Origin of the sequence: Limnoglobus roseus (genome assembly GCF_008254045.1) — a bacterium.
GTDB classification, from domain to species: domain Bacteria; phylum Planctomycetota; class Planctomycetia; order Gemmatales; family Gemmataceae; genus Limnoglobus; species Limnoglobus roseus.
On the sequence record NZ_CP042425.1, the window covers coordinates 4115375 to 4135323 of the forward strand.

General features: G+C 65.1%; 16 protein-coding genes. 10 read left to right on the forward strand and 6 right to left on the reverse strand.

All coding sequences use genetic code 11. The features are described from left to right. Window positions 1-12: 12 nt before the first annotated feature. The 3 genes from PX52LOC_RS17065 to amrB all read left to right on the forward strand — a co-directional run bounded on the left by PX52LOC_RS17065 (window position 13) and on the right by amrB (window position 4657). Window positions 13-1482 carry a c-type cytochrome domain-containing protein gene (locus PX52LOC_RS17065; protein ID WP_149111237.1) on the forward strand — a complete coding sequence of 490 codons (1470 nt, stop codon included), beginning with the start codon at window positions 13-15 and terminating at the stop codon, window positions 1480-1482. Window positions 1483-1884: 402 nt separating this feature from the next. Then, entirely contained in the window at window positions 1885-3417 is a 1533-nt protein-coding gene (locus tag PX52LOC_RS17070; protein ID WP_149111238.1) for a serine/threonine-protein kinase, read from the forward strand. 31 nt (window positions 3418-3448) lie between these two features. Then, window positions 3449-4657 carry an AmmeMemoRadiSam system protein B gene (amrB, locus tag PX52LOC_RS17075; RefSeq protein ID WP_149111239.1) on the forward strand — a complete coding sequence of 403 codons (1209 nt, stop codon included), beginning with the start codon at window positions 3449-3451 and terminating at the stop codon, window positions 4655-4657. A 6-nt stretch (window positions 4658-4663) separates the two neighbouring features. Here the strand turns inward: amrB and PX52LOC_RS17080 are convergent, their stop codons facing one another. From PX52LOC_RS17080 to PX52LOC_RS17090, 3 genes are read right to left on the reverse strand one after another with little or no spacing between them, the layout of a single operon-like run. Then, window positions 4664-5575 carry a zinc ribbon domain-containing protein gene (locus PX52LOC_RS17080; protein ID WP_149111240.1) on the reverse strand — a complete coding sequence of 304 codons (912 nt, stop codon included), beginning with the start codon at window positions 5573-5575 and terminating at the stop codon, window positions 4664-4666. Window positions 5576-5617: 42 nt separating this feature from the next. After that, a complete protein-coding gene (locus PX52LOC_RS17085) occupies window positions 5618-7888 on the reverse strand; it encodes a tetratricopeptide repeat protein (RefSeq protein WP_149111241.1) in 2271 nt (756 codons plus the stop codon). Then, window positions 7889-9001: a hypothetical protein gene (locus PX52LOC_RS17090; RefSeq protein ID WP_149111242.1), complete on the reverse strand. Its 1113-nt coding sequence runs from the start codon at window positions 8999-9001 to the stop codon at window positions 7889-7891. It abuts the gene before it with no gap. 443 nt (window positions 9002-9444) lie between these two features. Between PX52LOC_RS17090 and PX52LOC_RS17095 the strand changes: the two genes are divergently transcribed. Further along, a complete protein-coding gene (locus tag PX52LOC_RS17095) occupies window positions 9445-10575 on the forward strand; it encodes a serine/threonine-protein kinase (RefSeq protein ID WP_149111243.1) in 1131 nt (376 codons plus the stop codon). Window positions 10576-10627: 52 nt separating this feature from the next. Here PX52LOC_RS17095 and lysS read toward each other — a convergent pair whose 3' ends face one another. Further along, a complete protein-coding gene (gene lysS, locus PX52LOC_RS17100) occupies window positions 10628-12190 on the reverse strand; it encodes a lysine--tRNA ligase (protein WP_149111244.1) in 1563 nt (520 codons plus the stop codon). A 90-nt stretch (window positions 12191-12280) separates the two neighbouring features. Between lysS and PX52LOC_RS17105 the strand changes: the two genes are divergently transcribed. From PX52LOC_RS17105 to PX52LOC_RS17130, 6 genes are all read left to right on the forward strand, one after another. Continuing rightward, entirely contained in the window at window positions 12281-13042 is a 762-nt protein-coding gene (locus PX52LOC_RS17105) for a class I SAM-dependent methyltransferase (RefSeq protein ID WP_149111245.1), read from the forward strand. A gap of 41 nt (window positions 13043-13083) precedes the next feature. Beyond that, complete coding sequence (locus PX52LOC_RS17110; protein WP_168219050.1) at window positions 13084-13722, forward strand: ComEA family DNA-binding protein; 639 nt, start codon at window positions 13084-13086, stop codon at window positions 13720-13722. A gap of 21 nt (window positions 13723-13743) precedes the next feature. After that, the gene (locus PX52LOC_RS17115) at window positions 13744-14691 is read left to right on the forward strand and encodes an ABC transporter ATP-binding protein (RefSeq protein ID WP_149111247.1); all 948 of its coding nucleotides are present in this window, start codon (window positions 13744-13746) and stop codon (window positions 14689-14691) included. Between the two features lie 3 nt (window positions 14692-14694). Continuing rightward, a complete protein-coding gene (locus tag PX52LOC_RS17120) occupies window positions 14695-15753 on the forward strand; it encodes an ABC transporter permease (RefSeq protein WP_149111248.1) in 1059 nt (352 codons plus the stop codon). Window positions 15754-15827: 74 nt separating this feature from the next. After that, on the forward strand, window positions 15828-16517 hold the full coding sequence (locus PX52LOC_RS17125; RefSeq protein WP_149111249.1) for a hypothetical protein: 690 nt from the start codon (window positions 15828-15830) through the stop codon (window positions 16515-16517). Window positions 16518-16643: 126 nt separating this feature from the next. Next, window positions 16644-16985, forward strand: coding sequence for a hypothetical protein (locus PX52LOC_RS17130; RefSeq protein ID WP_149111250.1), 342 nt, complete (start codon window positions 16644-16646; stop codon window positions 16983-16985). 45 nt (window positions 16986-17030) lie between these two features. On the opposite strand, the gene PX52LOC_RS17135 is transcribed toward PX52LOC_RS17130, so the two are convergent. Then, on the reverse strand, window positions 17031-17891 hold the full coding sequence (locus PX52LOC_RS17135; protein ID WP_168219051.1) for an HD domain-containing protein: 861 nt from the start codon (window positions 17889-17891) through the stop codon (window positions 17031-17033). Further along, a complete protein-coding gene (locus tag PX52LOC_RS17140) occupies window positions 17843-19858 on the reverse strand; it encodes a recombinase family protein (RefSeq protein ID WP_149111252.1) in 2016 nt (671 codons plus the stop codon). Before PX52LOC_RS17140 ends, PX52LOC_RS17135 begins: the two co-directional genes overlap by 49 nt. Window positions 19859-19949 lie beyond the last annotated feature (91 nt).

Below are 19949 nucleotides of genomic sequence, written 5' to 3' on the forward strand. Positions count from 1 at the left end.
GAGTGCCCTCCCATGTTGCGGAATGTTCGCCTGTGTGTGCTGTGCGCCGTCGCGGCGGCCGTGCTGTTCCTGCTGTTCACCGCCGCCCCGAGCCACGCGGCCGACAAGCCCGTCAGCTTCATTAATGATGTCGCCCCCATCCTGAAGGAGAACTGCTTCGCCTGCCACGACGCGAAGAAACGGTCCGGCAAGTACGACATGACCACGATCGAAAAGATGCTCGCGGGTGGCAGCGACGGCGAGCCGATCACGCCGGGTAAGCCGGCCGAGAGCGACTTCTTCACGCTGATGGTGACGAAGGACGACCGGCGGATGCCGCCGCGGGACAAGGGCGAGGCGGTGCCGAAGGACAAGGCCGAGGTCGTCCGCAAGTGGATCGCGGAAGGGGCGAAGATTGACGCGGGGCTGGACGCGAAGGTCGATCTCGTGAAGGAATTGCGGGTCCGCTGGAAGCCGCCGGTGCCGCCGGCGAAGTACAAGTTCCCGAGCATCGTGAACGCCCTCGCCTTCACGCCGGACGGCAAGCAACTCGTCGTCGGCGGCCACCACGAACTGACCGTGTGGGACATCGCCGACGCGAAGCTGGCGAAGCGCGTTTACACACGGGCCGAGCGGGCTTACGGGTTGGCGTTCCTGAAGGACGGCAAGCTCGCCGTCGCGGGCGGGCGGCCGGGGCAGGAAGGCGACGTGCGAATCTACGACTTAAGCGCGAAGCCCGAGGAAACACGAGACGGCGTGGCAATCCTCGACGGGGTGTCCGACCCGGCCGTGATGCTCAAGCAACTGCTCGACGCGGACGATTCCGTGCTGTGCCTGGCGGCGTCCGCCGACGGCAAATACCTCGCCGCCGGCGGTTGCGACCGGGCCGTGCGCATCTGGGACATTTCCGAAGGCATCACGAAGGCGAAGTTGGAGCAGACGGTCGAGAACCACGCCGACTGGGTGCTGGGCGTCGCCCTCTCCGCGGACGGCAAGTACCTCCTGACGGCCGGCCGCGATAAGACGGCAAAGGTGTGGGACTTGAAGGCGAAGGAATCGGTGCTGACGTTCCCGGAGCATCAGAACGTTGTTTACGGGGTGGCCGTCAAGCCCGACGCCTCGGTCGGTTACTCGGTCGGAGCCGACCGCCAACTGCGGACGTGGAAGCCGACCGGCGAAGGGAAGCAGATCAAGAACGCCGGCGGCCACAACGACGAGGTCTTCAAGGTGATCGCCCACCCGAGCCAACCCCTGCTGTTGACCGCGTCGGCCGACAAGTCGGTGCGGTCGTGGGACACGGAGAAACTGTCGAACCTGAAGACGTTCCAGGGCCTGACGGATTTCGTCTACGCTCTGGCGGTCAGCGCCGACGGGAAGCAGGTCGCGGCCGGGTCGTATGACGGCGAGGTGCGGGTGTGGAACATCGCCGATGCGACGTTGGTGAAGGCGTTCAACGCCTCCCCGGGATTCGGGGCGAAGGCGGCCGAAACGCCGAAGAAGTAAGTGTTTTCCTGACACGGCCGCCAAAGTCGTCCGATCTAGCGGCGGAAGCGCAGACGGTATTTGAGAAGCAGCACGTGAAGTCCCGCTTGTTCCCGATGCGTGCGCTCCACCGCGGACCGTAAAGTCGGGTTATCGCTTTTGACGGCGAAACCCTTCTTTTTCGCCTCGCCGAGAAGTCCTCGCTCGACACGTTTCGCATCGGATACGACGGCCCGGCTTTCCGCCGGGCTGATTTTTTTGCGAGGACACTCAAATTCCGACGCACGCGCCGGAAGGCCGGACACACAACGCCGTTCGGTACGATTTTTCGGCAACCCGTCCGCAAGATGAGCCGTTCTTAACCTATCTTCCAGCACCCCCCTTCTGTTCGACCCCTGTCCTGTGCTTGCTTATGGTTTTGACATGCCTGCTCCGACGACGACTGCCGACCTGTTAGAGTTGATCCGCAAGAGCCACCTGCTGGGCGACAGCCAGTTGGAGGAACTCTTCCAGAAGAGCAACAACTCCGCGCCCGACACTGTCGTGAAGCAGTTGCAGGCCGACGGGGTGCTCACGTCGTTCCAGGCCGAGCAACTTCTCAAGGGCCGGCACAAGGGGTTCGTCCTCGGCAAGTACCGCCTCCTCGACCGCATCGGCATGGGCGGCATGGGGCAGGTCTACCTCGCGGAACACGCCAGCATGAAGCGGCGGGTCGCGCTCAAGGTGCTGCCGCCGGACCGCGGTAAGAGCGAGTTCGCCCGCGAGCGGTTCCTCCGCGAGTCGCGGGCGGCGGCGGCCCTCGAACACCCGAACCTCGTCCGCGCCTACGACGTGGAAATGGAAGGCGACGTGGCCTTCCTGGTCATGGAGTACATCGACGGCGTCACCCTGCACGACCTGATCGTCCGCCGCGGCAAGATCGACCCCGCCCGGGCGGCGCACTACCTCTGGCAGATCGCCAACGGCCTGCAAGCGATCCACTCGTTCTCGCTCGTTCACCGCGACATCAAGCCGGCCAACGTGCTGCTCGACCGCGGCGGCGTCGTCCGCATCCTCGACCTCGGCCTCGTGCGGTCGGAACTCGACGACGACGCCCTCACCCGCGGCGAGGGGGCGAAGATGGTCGGTACTGCCGACTACCTCGCCCCGGAGCAGGCCATCGAGTGCTCGAAGGTGGACAGCCGGGCCGACCTGTACAGCCTCGGCTGCACCGCGTACTACCTGCTGACCGGCCAACCGCCGTTCCCCTCGGACAAGATTTCGCAGAAGCTCATCGCCCACCAGACGAAGGCCCCGCCGTCGCTCCGCGAGTTGGTCCCCGGCATCCCCGGAGCCCTGGCCGATCTGGTCCAACAACTCTTGGCGAAAAAGCCCGGAGACCGGCCGCAATCGGCCGCGGAGGTACTGGACGGCCTCGCACCGTTCGCACAAGCGAGCCTGCCGAACGCAGACGACTTCCCGACCCCCGGCACGGTGTCCGTCGCCCGCAACGGCATCAGCCTGAACGGGTTCGTGTCGATGAACATTGTGTCGAAGAATCAGGGTTCGCAGGCGTCCGGCAGCGGGTCGGCGATCCGCTTCCAGGCCGAGTCAAACCCGAAGCTCACGCCGTCGCAGGTCAACCAGCAGACCGCCACCGACAGCACACAGGAGACGCTCCCCGTTCCGCCGACGGCCCCGGCGAAACCGCCGGCGGTCAAGCCGACCCGGAGGAAGAAGGAAGAGCCGCCGCCGATGATCATCGAATTGCCGAAGCTCCAGCCGAGGGCGGTTGAGCCGCCGCCGCGCGAGGACAGCACAGCCGTGAAGGCCGGCAATCTCTTCCGCGAGAAGCCGACCCGGCCTCAGAATGCCGAACGGCCGGAGAAGAAGGTTCACCTGATCGCCATTGGCCTGGCGTGCGTTCTGGCGTTTGCCGCGGCTGTCGGTCTGTACGTCCTCGGCGTGAAGCCTTGACGCCGCCGGTCGTGGCCTCGACAATCGGGGCATGTCAAACACCAATCCGCACCCACGGCCGACGCGCTGGCCGTGGCTGGCCGCCGCCCACGAAGGCGGCCAACTCTGGCTCTACGACCCCCGCCGCATCGGCTCGCCGGTGGCCGTGTCGCGGGCCGAACTGGAAGCCGTCCAACTCTTCACCAGCCGCCTGACCGTCCCGGAGATCCACTCCACCCTCGCGGCAAAGTTCGGCCCGACGTTCCTCGGCCTGCCCGCCCTGACGGCACTCGTGACGAAGCTCGACGAAAGTTTCCTCCTCGACGGCCCCGCCTTCCGCGAGTACCTCGCCGGCCCGGTCCGGCGGCCGTCGTGCGTCGGCTGCTACCCGCCCGAGCCGGAAGCGATCCACGCCCAGATGCGGGGGTTGTTCACCGGCCCCGGCGGTCCCGGTCCGGTCGGCGACCGCCGCACCGACGGGCCGCGGTTGCGGGCGGTGCTAGTCCCGCACATGGACTACGCCCGCGGCAACGTCACCTATGGCTGGGGCTTCAAGGAACTCGCCGAGCGGACCGACGCCCGGCTGTTCGTCATCGTCGCCACGTCGCACTACTCGCCGGCCCGGTTCTCGCTCACGCGGATGAATTTCGCCACGCCGCTCGGCACCGTCGAGACCGATCAGGCTTACGTCGATCGCATCCTACAGTCCTACGGCTCCGGCCTCTTCGACGACCCGTTCGCCCACCTACCGGAGCACTCGGTCGAACTCGAAGTCGTCGTCCTGCAACACCTCTTCCCGGACCGCCCGTTCCGGATCGTGCCGTTGCTCGTCGGCTCCTTCGGCGACTGTGTTTCGTCGCTGACACCGCCGGACCGGGTCGGGCAAATTCAGCGGATGGTCGCGGCGTTACAGGCGGCGGAAGCGGCGGCGGGCGAGCCGGTCTGCTACGTCATCAGCGGCGACCTGGCGCACATCGGCCCGAAGTTCGACGACCCGGAACCCGTGCGCGAGCCGTTGTTGGGCGAAAGCCGCAAGCAGGACGAGGCGATACTGGCGAAGTTGAACGCGGCCGACGGGGAAGGGTACTTCAACGTGATCGCCGCCGAGGGGGACGCCCGCCGCATCTGCGGACTCCCACCGACGTGCCTCACGCTCGCCACAGCCCGGCCCACGGCCGGGCGGGTGCTTCACTACCAACAGTTCGTCCACCCGCAGGGTCACGAGAGCGTCAGCTTCGCGGCGGCGGCGTTCTACGAGTGATGCCAGTCAGTTGTCGTCGTCGTCGTCCGGGACGGGCTTCTTTTCCGGCTTCTTCCCGTCCTTCTTCTCCGGCTTCTTCTTGTCGTCCTTTTTCTTGTCGGGGGCGGTGATCTCGAAGTTCTCGAAGAAGTGTTCAAGCCAGATCATGCCCTGCGGCTCGCCGTTGACGGCCACGCCCACCACGTAGCCGCGGCCGTCGCCGACGATCGCGCGGGCCTGGATGAACCGCTTGCCCGGCATGCTCAGGATGACATCGGCCGCCTCGAACCCCTGGTGGGCACGCTTCGAGCGCGAGATTTCTTTCCCCTGGTTCGTCTTGATGAGGCCGTCGCAGAGGCCGTCGATCACTTTCGCCGAGTCACGCTTCTCGGCGTCGGTGAGATCGACGTAGTAGATGAAGTAATTCTCCTGCACCATCTTTCTCTCGGCCTCGAACGACACGGCCGGCTTGTCCTTGTCGCGGCCGGTCACGCGCGTCTTTTGTTTCACATCGCTGGGGAACTCGGCGGTGAACCGGCCGTCGGGGGCCTTGAACTCCTTGTACTCCGGGTCCATCGTCTGTACGACGAAGTAGCCGATGACGCCGCAACAGGTGCAGCCGAGCAAGCCGAAGACGCCGAAGAGCACCCACAGGGCGACGCCGACGCCCTGCTTCCGCTTGCGGTCCGGATCGTACTCGAGGGGGCCGTAATCGTCGTCGGCCCGCGAGGTTGGCAGGGGCTTGTTACGGGAAACATCCGGCCGCTTTCGCCGCGGGCGGCGCGGCCGGTCCTCGTCCGGCAGTGGCGGCGGTGCATCGCCGGGGGCGTGGGCTACGAAAATTTCTTGGCACGACCCGCAACGGACTTCGCCGCCGAGGAGTTCGTTGGGGATGTCGAGGGCTTCGCGGCACTTCGGGCAGGTAACGGTGATTGGCATGATGGAGTCATATCCACGGTTTCGCCGACCGGCGAGGGAGTGCTAGTCGATCCGCTTCAACTTCCGCAGAACCTCATCGCGGCGGCCGAGATGACGGCCCATGTGCGTCGTCTTGTACTGCTCAGCCGCAGCGGTCCAGGCTTCCTTCGCGCGAACTGTGTCGCCGAGGCGGAAGGCCGCGTCGCCGAGGTGGTCCCAGACGGTCGGGTCGTTCAAACCCTCTGGCAGCAAGACGGCTTTCTCCAACAGGTCGCGGGCGTCCTTTAGCTTTCCCTTGCGGAATAGCACCCATGCGAGGCTGTCGAGGTACGCGGCGTGGTCGGTGGACGGCTCGCCGGCCTTCGCCCGCTCGTCGGTGTCGATCTCGATGGCCCGCCGGACCAACCGCTCGGCGTCGTCGAGTTTGCGGTTCTGCTCGGCAAGGTTGTACCCGAGGTTGTTGAGGGCCAACACGTCGTCGGGGTCGTCTTCGAGGAGGCCGCGGAGTTCCGCCTCGGCCTCGGCAAACTGTTTCAAGCCGAGGTAGGCTTGTGCCCGCTGGTACCGCAACGAGTGAACCTCCGCCGGCGTCGTGAACTCGCTCATCGCGGCGTCGCACTCTTTCAGCATCTCGTCGTACCGGCCGAGGATGTCGAGGACGTGCAGTTTCTCCCGCCGCGAGGGGAAGGCGTTGTCGAGTTGCGCGACGGCGAGGGCCTTCATCGCGTCCTCGCCACGACCGATTTCTGCGAGCGGCATGGCCCGGTAGAAGCTAACGAGTTTCGTGCCGAACGCCTGTGAGCGGTCGCACAGGTCCAGGGCCGCTTGCCATTTCCGCTGGGCCGTCAGGTGGTGATAAAGTCGCTGAAACGTCCGCAGGCTGCCGTCATCCCGCGCCCCCGTTAGGGCAGCCGTCAATGCCGCCTCGACTTCTTCCGGTCGGCCGGCCCGTCCGCACGCCCAGGCGAGCAACTCCCAGAGTTCCGGCGAGCGCGGGGTGCCGCTGCCGAGCCGGGCCGCGCGCGTCATCTTTAGGGCGAGCGCCGGCGATTCGACCAGCGCTTTCGCGAAGGCTTGGCGGCGGGCGGCGTCCGCCGCGGAGACGGTCGGGGGCTTTCGCCGTACCTCCGCTTCGGCCGCCGGGAAGAGCGATTCGGCGATGTCGAGCAGGCCGGCCCCGGAGGTGTCGGCGGCCGCGTAGGTGCGGACGAGGATGCGGAAGAAGTCGGCGTCGGCCGTCAGCTTCGCGAGTTCGGCGAATTGCACGTTGGCCTCGCCGAAGCCGGTTGGCGTGCGTGCTAGTTCCGCGAGCATCACCCACTTCGCCGCGGCCGGCCCGTCGTAGGCGATGGCCCGCAGTTTCACCACGCTGTCCCGTCCGGCCGCGCGAAGTTGCTCGGCGTACCGCTCGTAGGTCGCCGCGTCGCGCGGCTTGAACGCGAGGTAGGCTTCGAACTGCTTCACCGATTCCGCGGCGTCCCCCTTCGCGGCAAAGAGTTCGGCCAGGTTCCGGTGCAACCTTGCGGCCCCGGCCCGGTCGTTTGCCCGCTTCACGTCGGTGTACAGGTCGCGGGCGGTGCGGAAGGCGTCGGCCGCGGCGTCGAACTGCTTCCGCGCGATTAGCGAGCGGCCGTGCTTCTCGGCGGCGGTCGCGGCCTGATGATCGAGTTCGGCGGCCGTGAAGCCTTCCTTCAAAAGTTGATGCTGTTCGGCCCGCAACAACTCCCGCACGGCTTGCCACGCGGCTTCCGTGCCGGCCGCGTCGTTAGCCCGTTCGCGGCAGCGGGCGAGGTCGGTTCGCATGGCCAACTTCTTCGTCGCCCGGTTCGCCAACCGCGGGGAATCCACCGCGGCGGTGAGAACCTCGGCGGCTTCGGGATAGCGCTTGACTTCGAAGAGCAACTTCGCGAGGTGGTGGGCGATGTCGGCGTCTTGCGGGTCGGCCTTGAGAACGTCGCGGGCCGTGCGGATGGCGGCCGCATCGCGGCCGAGGTCGGCGTAGACCGACACGAGTTCCCGCCGCGGGGTGACGGCCGCGGGGTCGAGTTTCGCAGCAGTTTCCAGTCGTTTGGCGGCCGCGAGGGTGTTATCGCTCCGCTGGCGGAGGCGGGCCGTGCCGAAGTTCGCGAGGGCTTGCCGCTTCGACTCTTCCGCCGTGGACAGCGGTTGGGCCGGGACGCGAACGGGCGGCGGCTGATCGGCCCCGCGGGCGACGAGAGAGAACACGAAGACACCGGCCACGTTTCGCCACACGGTCGGCTCCTCCTGGTCCGCGAACGCGATGGCGAATTGTACCGACGGCGGCAGAGGGAGCAAAGCCCGAGTGGCCGTCACTCAATCCCGCGTCAGCGGGACGGGCCGCACTTTCGCGTGGAGGTCGGCCTGCTCGGCGATCCGCTTCGAGAATTGGTCCGTGGCGTTGCGCTCGTCGAACTGCGCGGCGAGTTGCCGGCACTCGGCGTCCAGCCACGCGCGGAGGGTGGCGACATCGGACGTGGTCTTGCGGTTCGTGCTCGTCAGTGCCGGGGGGACACGCAGGCCGCGCCGCCAGTCGTTGGCCAACAGGCGGTCGCACAGGAACCGGCCGGCCATCAGGAATGCGAAGCGGGATTCCGGCTCGTAGCCGGCGGCCGCGTTCGGGAGGAATTTCTCGAACAGCCGCACGGCCGGGGCGAGGTTGTCGGTCCGGGCCAGGAACGTCAGGTGTTTCGCGAGGTTGCTCAGGTCGCCGGAGGCCGTACTCGACCGCAGACCCTGTTGGTGCAGCGCGACCGCCTGCGCGTCGTCGCCGAGTTCGAGCAGGGAGTGCAGCAACGTCGCGTGGGTGTTCTCCGGCACGCGACGGCACGCCAGGCGGTTGGCCAGGATGCGGTCGGCGGAACGCACGGCGGCCGCGTGGTCGCCGCGCCATCGGTGGTAACCGACGACCGCGTTCGCGTCGCACGCGGCACAGTTGCTCAGGCTGTCGCGCGGGTGGGCGAGGAATTCGTCGAAACTCCGCGCCGCATCGTCGACCACGCCGCGGTGCTTCGCCAGGGAAAGTTGGAATCCGGCCAGAACGCGGTCGCCCGCCCCGTAGCGGCGGAAGCGGTCGGCCATTTCTTCGAACAGGCCGTCGATCTGCCCCAGGGAAATCTGCGGGAACTCCAGGACGTGCCCCATGACCCACTTGAACCGCCAGAGCAACTGGTACTCGTCGAAGCGGTCGGGGTCGCGGTCGAATTGTGCCAGGCACCACGGGTAGTGCGCGACGAGCAGGTCGCCCCGGCCGCCCATTACGGCCGCGTCGAGCAACTCCATGCGGGCTTCGTACCCACTGTCCACGTCGGTGTGGGCGTCGGCGTACCGGACGGCCTCTTCCACCACGGCCACGCGGCCGGGGCCGTAGGGCAGGGCACGGGCTTGTTGCAAAAGGTCTTCGACGTTCAACTGTACGGCTTCGGTCATGAAGTGCATGGTGGCGGATGGCACGGCCGAAAGCAAGGTGCGGCGGCCGTTTCTCCGGCGGTTCTTCGCCGCCCCTCAAGAATCGAGTCGGACGCGAAACGGGACCGTCGGTCGAGAACTCCGACAGGCCGCGCGTCCGGAGTCTCAAATGTGGCGGAAAACCAATCGCGAATTCTGGCGGCGTGAGCTACGATTTCGCGCCCGCTCGCGGTCGGCCGTCGCCATCGTCCATGAGAAGCCTTCCCGAACGGGTTCCGGGGACTCGCACCCGGCCGTGGGAATGTTTCGATCGCGTCTCTCTCCCGGGAATCGAACCTGGCACGTGTCGAGTGAAGTGCGAAGCGACGGTTGATCCCTTCTGGTTTGGCGTTCGTCTGAGTTGGTGAGCGGTTCACTCGCGTCGTCCGCCCGGACCTGGTTCTCGCTACTCCCGCGGTGTTGTCATGGCTGATCCGAAGCGGTTGGTGCCGGAGTTCGTTGAACTGAACGTGGACACCCCCGCGCCGGCCGACTCGCAGAGCACGCCTTATGGGACGGCCGCGCACCACGGCGTGTTCCCGATCCCCGGCTATGAACTGATGGAACAAATCGGCCGCGGCGGGATGGGCGTGGTTTACAAGGCCCGGCAGGTCGCGCTCAACCGGCACGTGGCGATCAAACTGCTGCCGAACGTCGAACAGGTCGGGCCGAACGCGGTCGCGCGGTTCTTCGCCGAAGCGCAGTCCGTCGCCGAAGTGCGGCACCCGAACGTCGTCGATGTGTACGACTTCGGCCAGGTCAACGGCGTGCCGTACCTGGTGATGGAACTGCTCGACGGCGGCCACCTCGGCGACTTGCAGCGGGCCGAACAACGCCGCGACCCGTGGGCCATGTCCGTGACTGTGGCGAAGGTCTGCCGGGGCGTCGCGGCCGCCCACAAGGCCGGCATCGTCCACCGCGACCTCAAGCCGAACAACATCCTCTTCACGCGGTTCGGCGAGCCGAAGGTCGTGGACTTCGGCCTCGCGAAGCGGGCGATGTCCAACCTGACTCAATCCGTCGCGGTCATGGGCACGCCGTACTACATGTCGCCGGAGCAGGCGAAGGGAAAGAGCAAGCTCGTCGGCCCACCGACCGACGTGTGGGCGCTCGGCGCGATGTTGTACGAGTGCCTGGCGGGGTGCCGGCCGTTCGACGCGGACAATCAGTTCTCGCTGCTGCACCAAATCATCACAGAGGAGCCGGAGTCGCCGCGCATCCACAACGCCGAGTTACCGCCCGCACTGGAAGCGATCGTCCTGAAGTGCCTGCGGAAGAACCCGGATCAGCGGTTCCCGACGGCGGGCAAACTCGCGGAGGCGCTGGAGCGGTTCAGCCAGGACGGCGTCGAACTCGTCCCGCGTGCCGCCGCGTGGGCCGTCCGGTGGGGACAATCGCTGGCGGCGCTCGGGGTCGTGGCGCTCATCCTGGCCCTGTTCGGCATCTCCGGCACGGCCCTCTGGCTGTGGCAGAACGCGGAGGCCGAGAAGAGGGAGTTGCACCAGAAGGCGAGGGAACTGCAAAGTGCCGGCGAGCGGGGGGCGTCAGCCCCCTGATTCTGTATTCGTGTGGGAGAATCAGGGGGCTGACGCCCCCCGCTCGCCGAAGTCACTCCTGCCGCAGTAGCGGGAAGAGGATCACGTCGCGGATCGTCGTCGTGTTCGTCAGCAGCATCACGAGGCGGTCGATGCCGATGCCCAGTCCGCCGGCCGGCGGCATGCCGTGCCGCAGTGCCCGTACGAAGTCTTCGTCCATCTTCGCCATCGAGTCTTCCGCACTCAGTCCCGTGAGCTGTCGGCGGAAGGTCGCCTCTTGCGTGATCGGGTCGTTCAGTTCCGTGTAAGCGTTCGCGAGTTCCATCCCGGCGACGTACAACTCGAACCGCTCGGCCAACTCCGGCGTGTCGCGCTTCCGCTTCGTCAGCGGGCACAGGGCGGCCGGGTAGTCGTACACGAACGTCGGCTTGTCGCTCTTGGCCAACTCCGGTTCGACGCAGTGTTCGAAGAGCTCGTGAACGAGGACGTCGTGCTCCTTCGGCGCGGTCGTCGCCACCTGCGGGGCCGTCTCGGACGCCGAGAACGCGGCCGATTCTTGTGACTTCAGTTCCAGCGGAATCTTCAGCGACACCGCCTTCGCCTTCACGCCGTCGCGGTCGAAGAGGTCGACACCGGTCGTTTGCTTGAACACGTCGGCGTACTTCACCCGGGGCCACGGCTGGGAGAAGTCGATCTGTCGTTCGCCGTAGGACAGCGTTCGTGAATTGCCGATCGCGTTCACACAGGCGACGAAGATGCCTTCGGTCAGGTCCATCATCGTGAACAGGTCGCCGTAGGCGTGGTACAACTCCAGCATCGTGAATTCGGGGTTGTGCCGACGGCTGATCCCCTCGTTGCGGAACACGCGGCCGATCTCGTACACCTTTTCGATGCCGCCGACGAGTAATCGCTTCAACGGCAGTTCCAGCGCGATGCGGAGGTACAGCGGGATGTCGAGCGCGTTGTGGTGCGTGGGGAACGGCCGGGCCGCCGCCCCGCCCGCAATGGCGTGTAGCGTCGGCGTCTCGACTTCGAGGTAGCCCTTGTCGTCTAGGTAGTTGCGCAGCGTGCGCAGCAGCTTCACCCGCTGATGCGCCCGTCGAAGCGTGTCCGGCGTGTAGATCAGGTCGAGGTAGCGGTGCCGGAGGCGGTACTCCTCGTCCGACATGCCGTAGTAGCCGGTCGGGTGCGGTTCGAGCGACTTGGTCAGGAACGTCAGTTCCTTGCCGCGGATGGTCGGCTCGCCCATCTTCGTCTTGCCGAACTCGCCGTCAATGCCGACGAGGTCGCCGAGGTCGAGCAGTTCTGCGACCTTCCAGCCGAGATCGCCGATCTGCTTCGAGCCAAGCATCACTTGCACTTTGCCGGTCTGGTCCGCGAGATCGAGGAAGTAGACCTTCCCCATCTTCCGCCGGCCGACGACCCGGCCGGCCGCCCGCACCTTCGGGCCGGGGTTGGCGTCGTCGAACGGCTCGCACGGCAGTTCGCGAATGCCCGCGATCGGCTGGTGGCCGTCGAACCGTTGGCCCCACGGATCGACGCCGAGGGCTTCGATCTGCTTGAGCTTCGCGAGGCGGACTTCCGCGTGGTCGTTCGTGTCGGGCGGGGGCGGGTTGGTCGTCGGGTCGGAAGCCACGGCAAGTCGCCTTTTGTTCGGGTGGTCGAGTGTGGTACGCTCTGCGGGAATTTTACGGAATCGAGGCGCGAACGTGGGGACGGGTTCACGATGACGCCAATCTTGGAGCGGTTGCAGAGCGAACAGCGCTTTCACGACGAGCAGGCCGACGAGCGTTCGGAGGCCTACCGCACCGGCCAAGCCGACCTGCGGTTCACGGACGACGCCTACCTCGATCACGAAACCTGGGTCCGCCCTGCGTTCGCGAAACTCGGCGACCTGCGGGGGAAGCGCGTCCTCGACTTCGGCTGCGGGCACGGCATGGCGGCCGTCGTGATGGCTCGCGCCGGAGCTTGTGTGGACGCCTTCGACCTGTCGCCCGGCTACGTCGCGGAGACGAAGCGGCGGGCCGACGCCAACGGCGTGCGGGTGAACGCCGTCGTCGCCAACGGCGAGGAACTGCCCTATTCGGACGCCACGTTTGACGCCGTTTGGGGGTGTGCGATCCTGCACCACCTCGATCTGCCGAAGGCCGCCGCCGAATTGCACCGCGTGTTGAAGCCTGGTGGCGTGGCGATCTTCTGTGAGCCGTGGGGCGGCAACCCGCTGCTGAGCTTCGCGCGGCGATTCCTGCCTTACCCCGGCAAGCAACGCACGCCGGACGAACGGCCGTTGGTGAAAGCCGATCTCGTGCCCTTGCGGGCCGCGTTCCCTGGGCTGACCGTGCAGGGTTTTCAGTTCCTGGAAATGATCCGCCGCGTGTCTCCGAAAGCCGGCCGACTCCTGCGGGGAACCGACCGCGTGCTGATCCGAACCGTCCCGTCGCTCAAAAATTGGTGCCGGTATCTGGTGGTGACTTTGTCGCGGGGATAGACTGAACGGGTTGTGTCGATTCGGCCGCCGAGATGGCACGAATGACGGGCCCGCCCCCACTTCCCGAACCTCCACAGCGCCGCGAACAGGCGGCGCTCGCCGTGTGTTTGGCTCTGTTCTGCGGGCTGCTGCTCTACCGGGCTTACGGTTCGCAATTCACCACGAAGCCGTCTCAGCACCTCGCGGCCGCGTCGTCCCTGAACGTCAACGCGGCCGACCGCACGGAACTGCTGCAAGTCCCCGGCGTCGGGCCGAGTTTGGCCGATGCGATTCTCAGCCATCGAAGCACCTTCGGGCCGTTCACGTCGCTCGATGAACTCGACGGTGTGAAGGGCGTCGGTGGGAAGACCGTGGACAAGCTGCGCCCGTGGCTGCACGTCGACGGCCAACCCGTCGCACGGGCACAAGCCGGCGGCGTTGAGAAGTTGGAACGCGATCCGAAGCCGCTGCCTCTTCCCTCAGTCGGTGCGAAAAAGCTCGGGCCGAACGAGTCGATTAACGTGAACACGGCCCCGGTCGCGGAACTGCAACGCCTGCCCGGCATCGGGCCGAAGTTGGCCGAACGGATCGTCGAAGCACGCCCCTTCAAAATCATCGAAGACCTGCGCCGCGTCGGCGGCATCGGCGTGAAGACGCTGGAGAAGTTGCGGCCGCACTTGCGGTTCGCCGACCCCCGTTGATGCACTCCCTATAATCGGGGGATGACTGCCGCGATCCACTGCCGCAACCTCGTGAAGACCTACCCCGGTCGGCCGCCGGTCGAAGCCGTCCGCGGCGTCGACCTCGACGTGCCGGCCGGCGAGTGCTTCGGTCTGCTCGGCCCGAACGGGGCCGGAAAAACCACAACGCTCGAAATTCTGGAAGGTCTGCTCGAACCCACGTCCGGCGAGGTCGAAGTTCTCGGCCTGACCTGGAAGCGCGACGAGCACGCTCTCCGCCAGCGCATGGGCATCTCGCTGCAAGAGACGCGGCTGCCGGACAAGCTGACCGTCCGCGAGACGGTGGCGATGTTCCGCTCATTCTTCCCGGCCGGCATGTCGGTTGAAGACGCGATCGGGTCGGTGTCGCTTCAAGAGAAGTCGCGGGCCTACGTCGAAAAGCTCTCCGGCGGGCAACGGCAGCGGTTGGCTGTGGCGTGCGCGATGGTCGGCAACCCCGACCTACTGTTTCTCGACGAACCCACGACCGGCCTCGACCCGCAGTCGCGGCGGCAACTCTGGGATGTCCTCCGCGGGCTGAAGAGTCAGGGCCGGACGGTCGTCATCACCACGCACTACATGGACGAGGCCGAACGCCTCTGCGACCGCGTGGCGGTCATCGACCAGGGCAAGGTGATCGCCCTCGGCACGCCGCGCGAGTTGATTCTCAAGCTCGGCGGCGAACACGTCATCGAATTCGAACTGAACGCCGAGCTGCCGGACCCGCTGCGGACCGCGTGCGAGCGGTTGCCGTCGGTACAGGGTCTGCGCCCGGAAGGCGACGGGTTTTCGCTCTCGGTCGGCGAACCGCGGTTAGCCCTGCCGGCACTCATGGACTTCTTCCGCGAACACAGCCTGCCGCTGGTCGGCGTGACGACCCGCACGGCGACGCTGGAAGACGTCTTCGTGACCCTGACCGGCCGCCACCTCCGCGACGACGGGGCGAAATAACCGATGCGCGACTTCTCCCCGCTGTGGCACCTCACGCTCAACCGCTTCCGTGAATTCTTCCGCGAGCCGGCAGCCGTGTTCTGGGTCTACGGTTTCCCGCTCATCCTCGCGCTCCTCCTCGGCAGTGCCTTCCGCAACCGGCCGGTGGAACGGATTCGCGTGGACGTGGTCGCCGACGGTCCTGGTGGTGTCGTCGCCGCGAAGGCAATGCTCGACGCACTCAGGCATGACGAGCGGCTGACCGCCGTCGTCGCCCACGCGGAAGAGTGCCGCAACCGGATGCGGACGGCGAAGACCGATCTGGTCGTTACTCCGCCCGCCTCGCCCGGCGGTGCCCTGGACTACCTCGTTGAGCCGAATCGGCCGGAAGCGGTGTTGGCCCGGAACGCGGTCGATAACGTGCTGTTGCGGAGCCAACTGCCGGCCGCCGCGCTGCCGCGCGAGCAGACCATCGACGCCATCGGCGGCCGGTACATCGATTTCCTCATCCCCGGCTTGATCGGCACGAACCTGATGGGGGGCGGCCTCTGGGGCGTCGGGTTCGTCATCGTCAACATGCGCGTGCGGAAGCTCCTGAAACGCTACCTGGCCACGCCGATGCGGAAGACCGACTTCCTCCTCAGCCTCGTCATCAGCCGGACGGTGTTCACGTTCATCGAGATCGCGATCCTTTGGAGCTTCGCCTGGCTAATTTTCGACGTGCGCGTCTTCGGCAACCTGCTCGCCCTGTTCGCGCTGATGCTCGCCGGGAGTGTCTGCTTCGGCGGCATCGGCCTGCTGGTGGCTTGCCGGGCGACGACGATGGAAACCGTCTCCGGTCTGATGAACGCGATCATGCTGCCGATGTACCTGCTCTCCGGCGTGTTCTTCTCGGCCGACCGCTTCCCGGACGGCATTCAGCCCTTCATTCAGGCCCTCCCGTTGACGGTCCTCATCGACGGCGTGCGGTCGGTCATGAACGACGGGGCCGGGTTCGAGGTCGCGTGGAAGCCGATCCTCATTCTGTTGGCGTGGGGCGTGGTCTGCTTCGGGTTGGCCCTGCGGTTGTTCCGCTGGCGGTAACGGCTGTTCCCCGGCGGGCCGGAACGCCTACAATTCCCGGACCGCATTCTTCCCGACCGCGAACCGAGGCCCACTTGTATCCGGAACTGCCCTTTCTCGCGGCCGGCGGAATCCTCTGCTTCACGCCCCTCACCCTTTACCTGTTCTGGCTCGCCGCCGTGAACCGCGGCACGAAGCCGGCCGTCGTCTCGGGCACCTGGGATTTCGTCGCCCTGCTCGCCGGCCTCAGCGGCTTCATCTTCTCCGTCGGCGTCGTGCTGGTGCTCTTGAGCACCAGCGTGAACGTCTTCCGCCGCGGCGGCTTCGCGGAGTTACAGAAGGCGGTGACCGACGCGCAAATCGCGGCGGCCATCACGCCGATCGCCTACGCGCTGTTGGTGGTCCTGAGCGTGCTGCTCACCCTGAAGTCTCGCCGGCGGAGTCTGGTCGTTTACAACGTCCACCCGCCCGCGATTGACACCGCCCTCATCGAGACGTTCGAAAAACTGAACCTGCCCGCGAAACGGAACGGGAACCTCTGGTCGAACGGCCGCGGGTTGATCGAGGTGGCCACCTTCCACGTCTTCAGCCACGTCACGCTGAAACTGCTCCCCGCCGATCCGCGGTTGGGCGAAGAGTTGGAGCGGGAACTGCGGACCGCGATGCCGGTCCAACCGATCGGCGAGAACCCGGCCGGCCCCTGGCTGACGACGGCGGCCGTCAGCTGCTTCATCACGACGCTGTCGTGCGTCGTCCTCACCTTCGTGGCCGCCTACAAACGCTGATCGGGCAATCTGGGCGGGTCGGTGCGTTTTCATTCGCGGCGGGTGGGTTGTTCTGCCGATAACTCCTGCAACGGTCACGAGTGGCCGGCGGATGGCTCCGCCTGCCGTGATTGCGAGGAGCGCACAATGAACAAGCTACTCATCGCGGTGGCGGCCGCCGCCTGCGTCGCGGTCGGGGACAGCCGCGCCGACTTCGGCACGCCGCCGCACCCGGCCGCGCCGAGCGCGGAGGCCCCGGTTAGCACGGCCGGCCAGTACGGCTGGAACCCGATCCTGAAGAAGATCTTCTGGTGGAAAAAGAGCGATTGCTCGACGGGAGACTGCGGCAAGGGCGGCGCCTGTAAGGGCGGCAACTGTGCCCCGCCTGCCGGTCCGCCGCCGTTCATGGGCGGCACGCTGGTGTACCCGAACCACCAGTTCGCCCGCAGCCCGCGCGACTACTTCATGTACGGGCACGGCGGCAACTAAATCGCGAAAGCCCAGGGACGACCGTCCTTGGGCTGTTCCGTTTCGTCACTTCCCGCGGTTCATCCGCTCCACGTCTTTGATGAACCCGAGCGCCTCGTCCACGGTGCCGACCATCGCCCCCGGCACGCGGCCGCCGACATCACACTCGTTCAGCAGCAGCAAGTCTTCGAAATCCTCGTGCGCTTCCAGGCGCCGCTTCCCCTTCGCCCCGAGCGTGTTCGCCTTGTAGTCGTGGGCCAGCATGTGGTTCTCGATCAGCCACGCCGTGCGCTCGGTGAGCAACCCGTCCAGGGCTTGCAGCCCCGCGTTGACGTGGTCGCCGCGGTCCAACCCCTTGCCCACGTCGTGCAACAAGGCCGCTAGCAGGAACTCCTCGTCCCACGGCCGGGCGTCCTTCGCGAGTTCGAAGACTTGCAGCGTGTGGTACAAGACGTCGCCTTCCGGGTGGTACTGCCGCGATTGGCCGACGTTCTCCAGCGGCAGCAACAAGAGGCGAAAGAGTTGATACGGGTCGATCTCCTCGTCTTGGTCCGCGAGGGCTTCGTCGAGGTTCACGTTCGGGTACTCGCGTTCGAGCAGTTGCTCTAACTCGGCGATCGACGCCCGCTCGATGGCCTTGCCGGTGATCGACGACTTGAAGACGTAGTGGGCCTGGTTCTCGGCGTACACCGTCAGTTCGAAGTTGAACGTGTCGAAGACGTGGATGTGAATGAACGTCCGCGACTCGCTGTTCTTGGTGATCTGCTTGTACTCCACGTCGTATTGTAACCCCTCGGCTTCGAGGATGGACGTGATCGGCTCGACGAAATCGCAGAACAGGTGGAGGTCGATGTCCGACCCCTTGCGGGTGTGGCCGGTCATGACGCTGCCGATGAGCCGCGGGCGGAAGCGGCATAGTCGCCGCATGAGCCAGAGCGCCCGCAGGCGCATCTGCTTGAGGTTGTTGGTGCGGGATTCGCCCTCGTGGGTGCGGGCGAAGAGTTGAACGAGTTCGCGGACCTCCGCGTTGCTCGGCAGGTCGCTGGGTTTGACGTAGCCGCGGCAGATCCGCTTGGCGGCTTTCTTCTTGGCGGTGAAGTACTCTGACTTGCGTCTACTGCCTGACGGTCATTTCCAGCGTTTTTGAGCGTTAAACTGATTTTGGTTTCGGACAGTTCCCACCGCTTTTGGCCCAACTTCTTTCCTACCGTTCCTTCTCTACGAACCCAACGGAACCGCACGTTCAGGCCGATTGCCCGAAGCAAGCCCCGGAACTTGTCCGGCTCTTTCAACGAGACGACAATCGGCATTTTGAACGTCGGTTGTCCCTCTGCCACATCTTCCCAAACTAAGTGATTCCCGTCGGGCAAACTTTGAATAACTTCACTTTCGCTCAATCTAGCAAATGTTATATCGTTGATTGGTTGCCCGTGGACTTCCGCCGGTAACAACGTCAACAGGTTATCCCGGACGTTCGCCCACCAATCGGACCAGTCAACCGGGTTGCCTTGTGCCGTCAACTGATTCTCGACCTCTCGCAGTTCAGCGGCCCATTCCTCGACACGCTTCCATGCCGATGCCGCACGCTCTTTGGGGGCAAGCAATGCGTTCTCTTCCGCCGTCGCTACCTTCCGCCTCAGATCGGCAACCTTGGCTTTCAGAATCGTTTCCTGACCGGCCGTTTTCTTCGCCGGTTTCGTCTCGGCCATTTCCAATAACTGACGATCAACGTGCGTTCTGAGGTAGTCAACGACCGTCCCCAAGACTTCCGTTTCCTTGACCTGATAATAGGCACACCGCTCCCCGTCAGCACCAGGGCGGCGACGACCGCTCATACACGAGTAGACGTTCCGGCCGTTGCTAATGCTCTTTTGAAGCCGACAGCCGCAATGGTCGCAGTAGAGGAAGCCGGACAACAGACCGATACCCATTGGCCTTGCCTTCGTCCGTGACTCTGTCCGTTCCTTCAAGAGCCGTTGAACCTCATTCCACTGCTCGACACTCACCAGGGCAGGACAAGCGTTGTCCTTTTGCTCAACACCTTCCAGGCGGTAATGGACTTGATGAGAGTTAGCCGAGCGTGTGCCGAGCATGGAACGGCCAACGTAGGCCGGACAACGCAACGTGTAACGAATCATTTGCTCTGTCCAGGCATGACCGGCCCTGCCAATCGTTCGGGCAAGCAATGGCACCGGATGACCTTCCCTGTTCAACTTCCTTGCCAATTCATAGAAGGACGTATTTTCCGAAATGAAGCGATTGAAGATTAGCCGGATCACTTCGGCGTCTTCCTTGTTCTCAACCAACGTGAGGAACCAGTTCTTGGGTTTTTGGAACACTTCGAAACGGCGAACTACCTTTTGGACGTTACCGGCAGCGTCCACGTATTGCCGATCATAGCCGAATGGGATTTGGCCAGACGCCCAATACCCACGGGCAAGCCTTCCCGCCCGTCCTCGGTTCACGTCGGACGCCAGTGAGACAGAGAATCTATGGTTGTTCTCGCAGAACATGCCCCACAACATTCGGCCTTCGACCGTGCGCCAGTCGAAGTTACCGTCACTCATACAGGCCAGGAAGCAACCGTTTTCCATGAGTGGCTTGACGTAGGTTGCGGACTGTATGGAATTTAAACGTCCGAACCGTGAACTATTCCAGACGAGAATTGCGGCCCATTTTTTCGAGTAGGATTCGGCAATCATTTCATGGAAGGCAACACGCTTTTTCGTGTCTTTGCTTCCGCTCTTCCCATCGTCAACGAACTTGCCAACAATCCGATAATTGTTGCGTTTGGCCCATACCCTCAATTCCTTCTCTTGATCCTCGCAACTCTTGTCCTGCTTCTTTGAACTGGCACGCAAGTAGAGGACGGCGGGAATCAGTTCCGTTTTCATTTTGTCTCTCTCGTTAGGCAGTGCGTTGAAGTAGCGATTATCGTACTACCGTTTATCGGTCGAAAGGGGAAGGCCAGGACATTAAAAAACC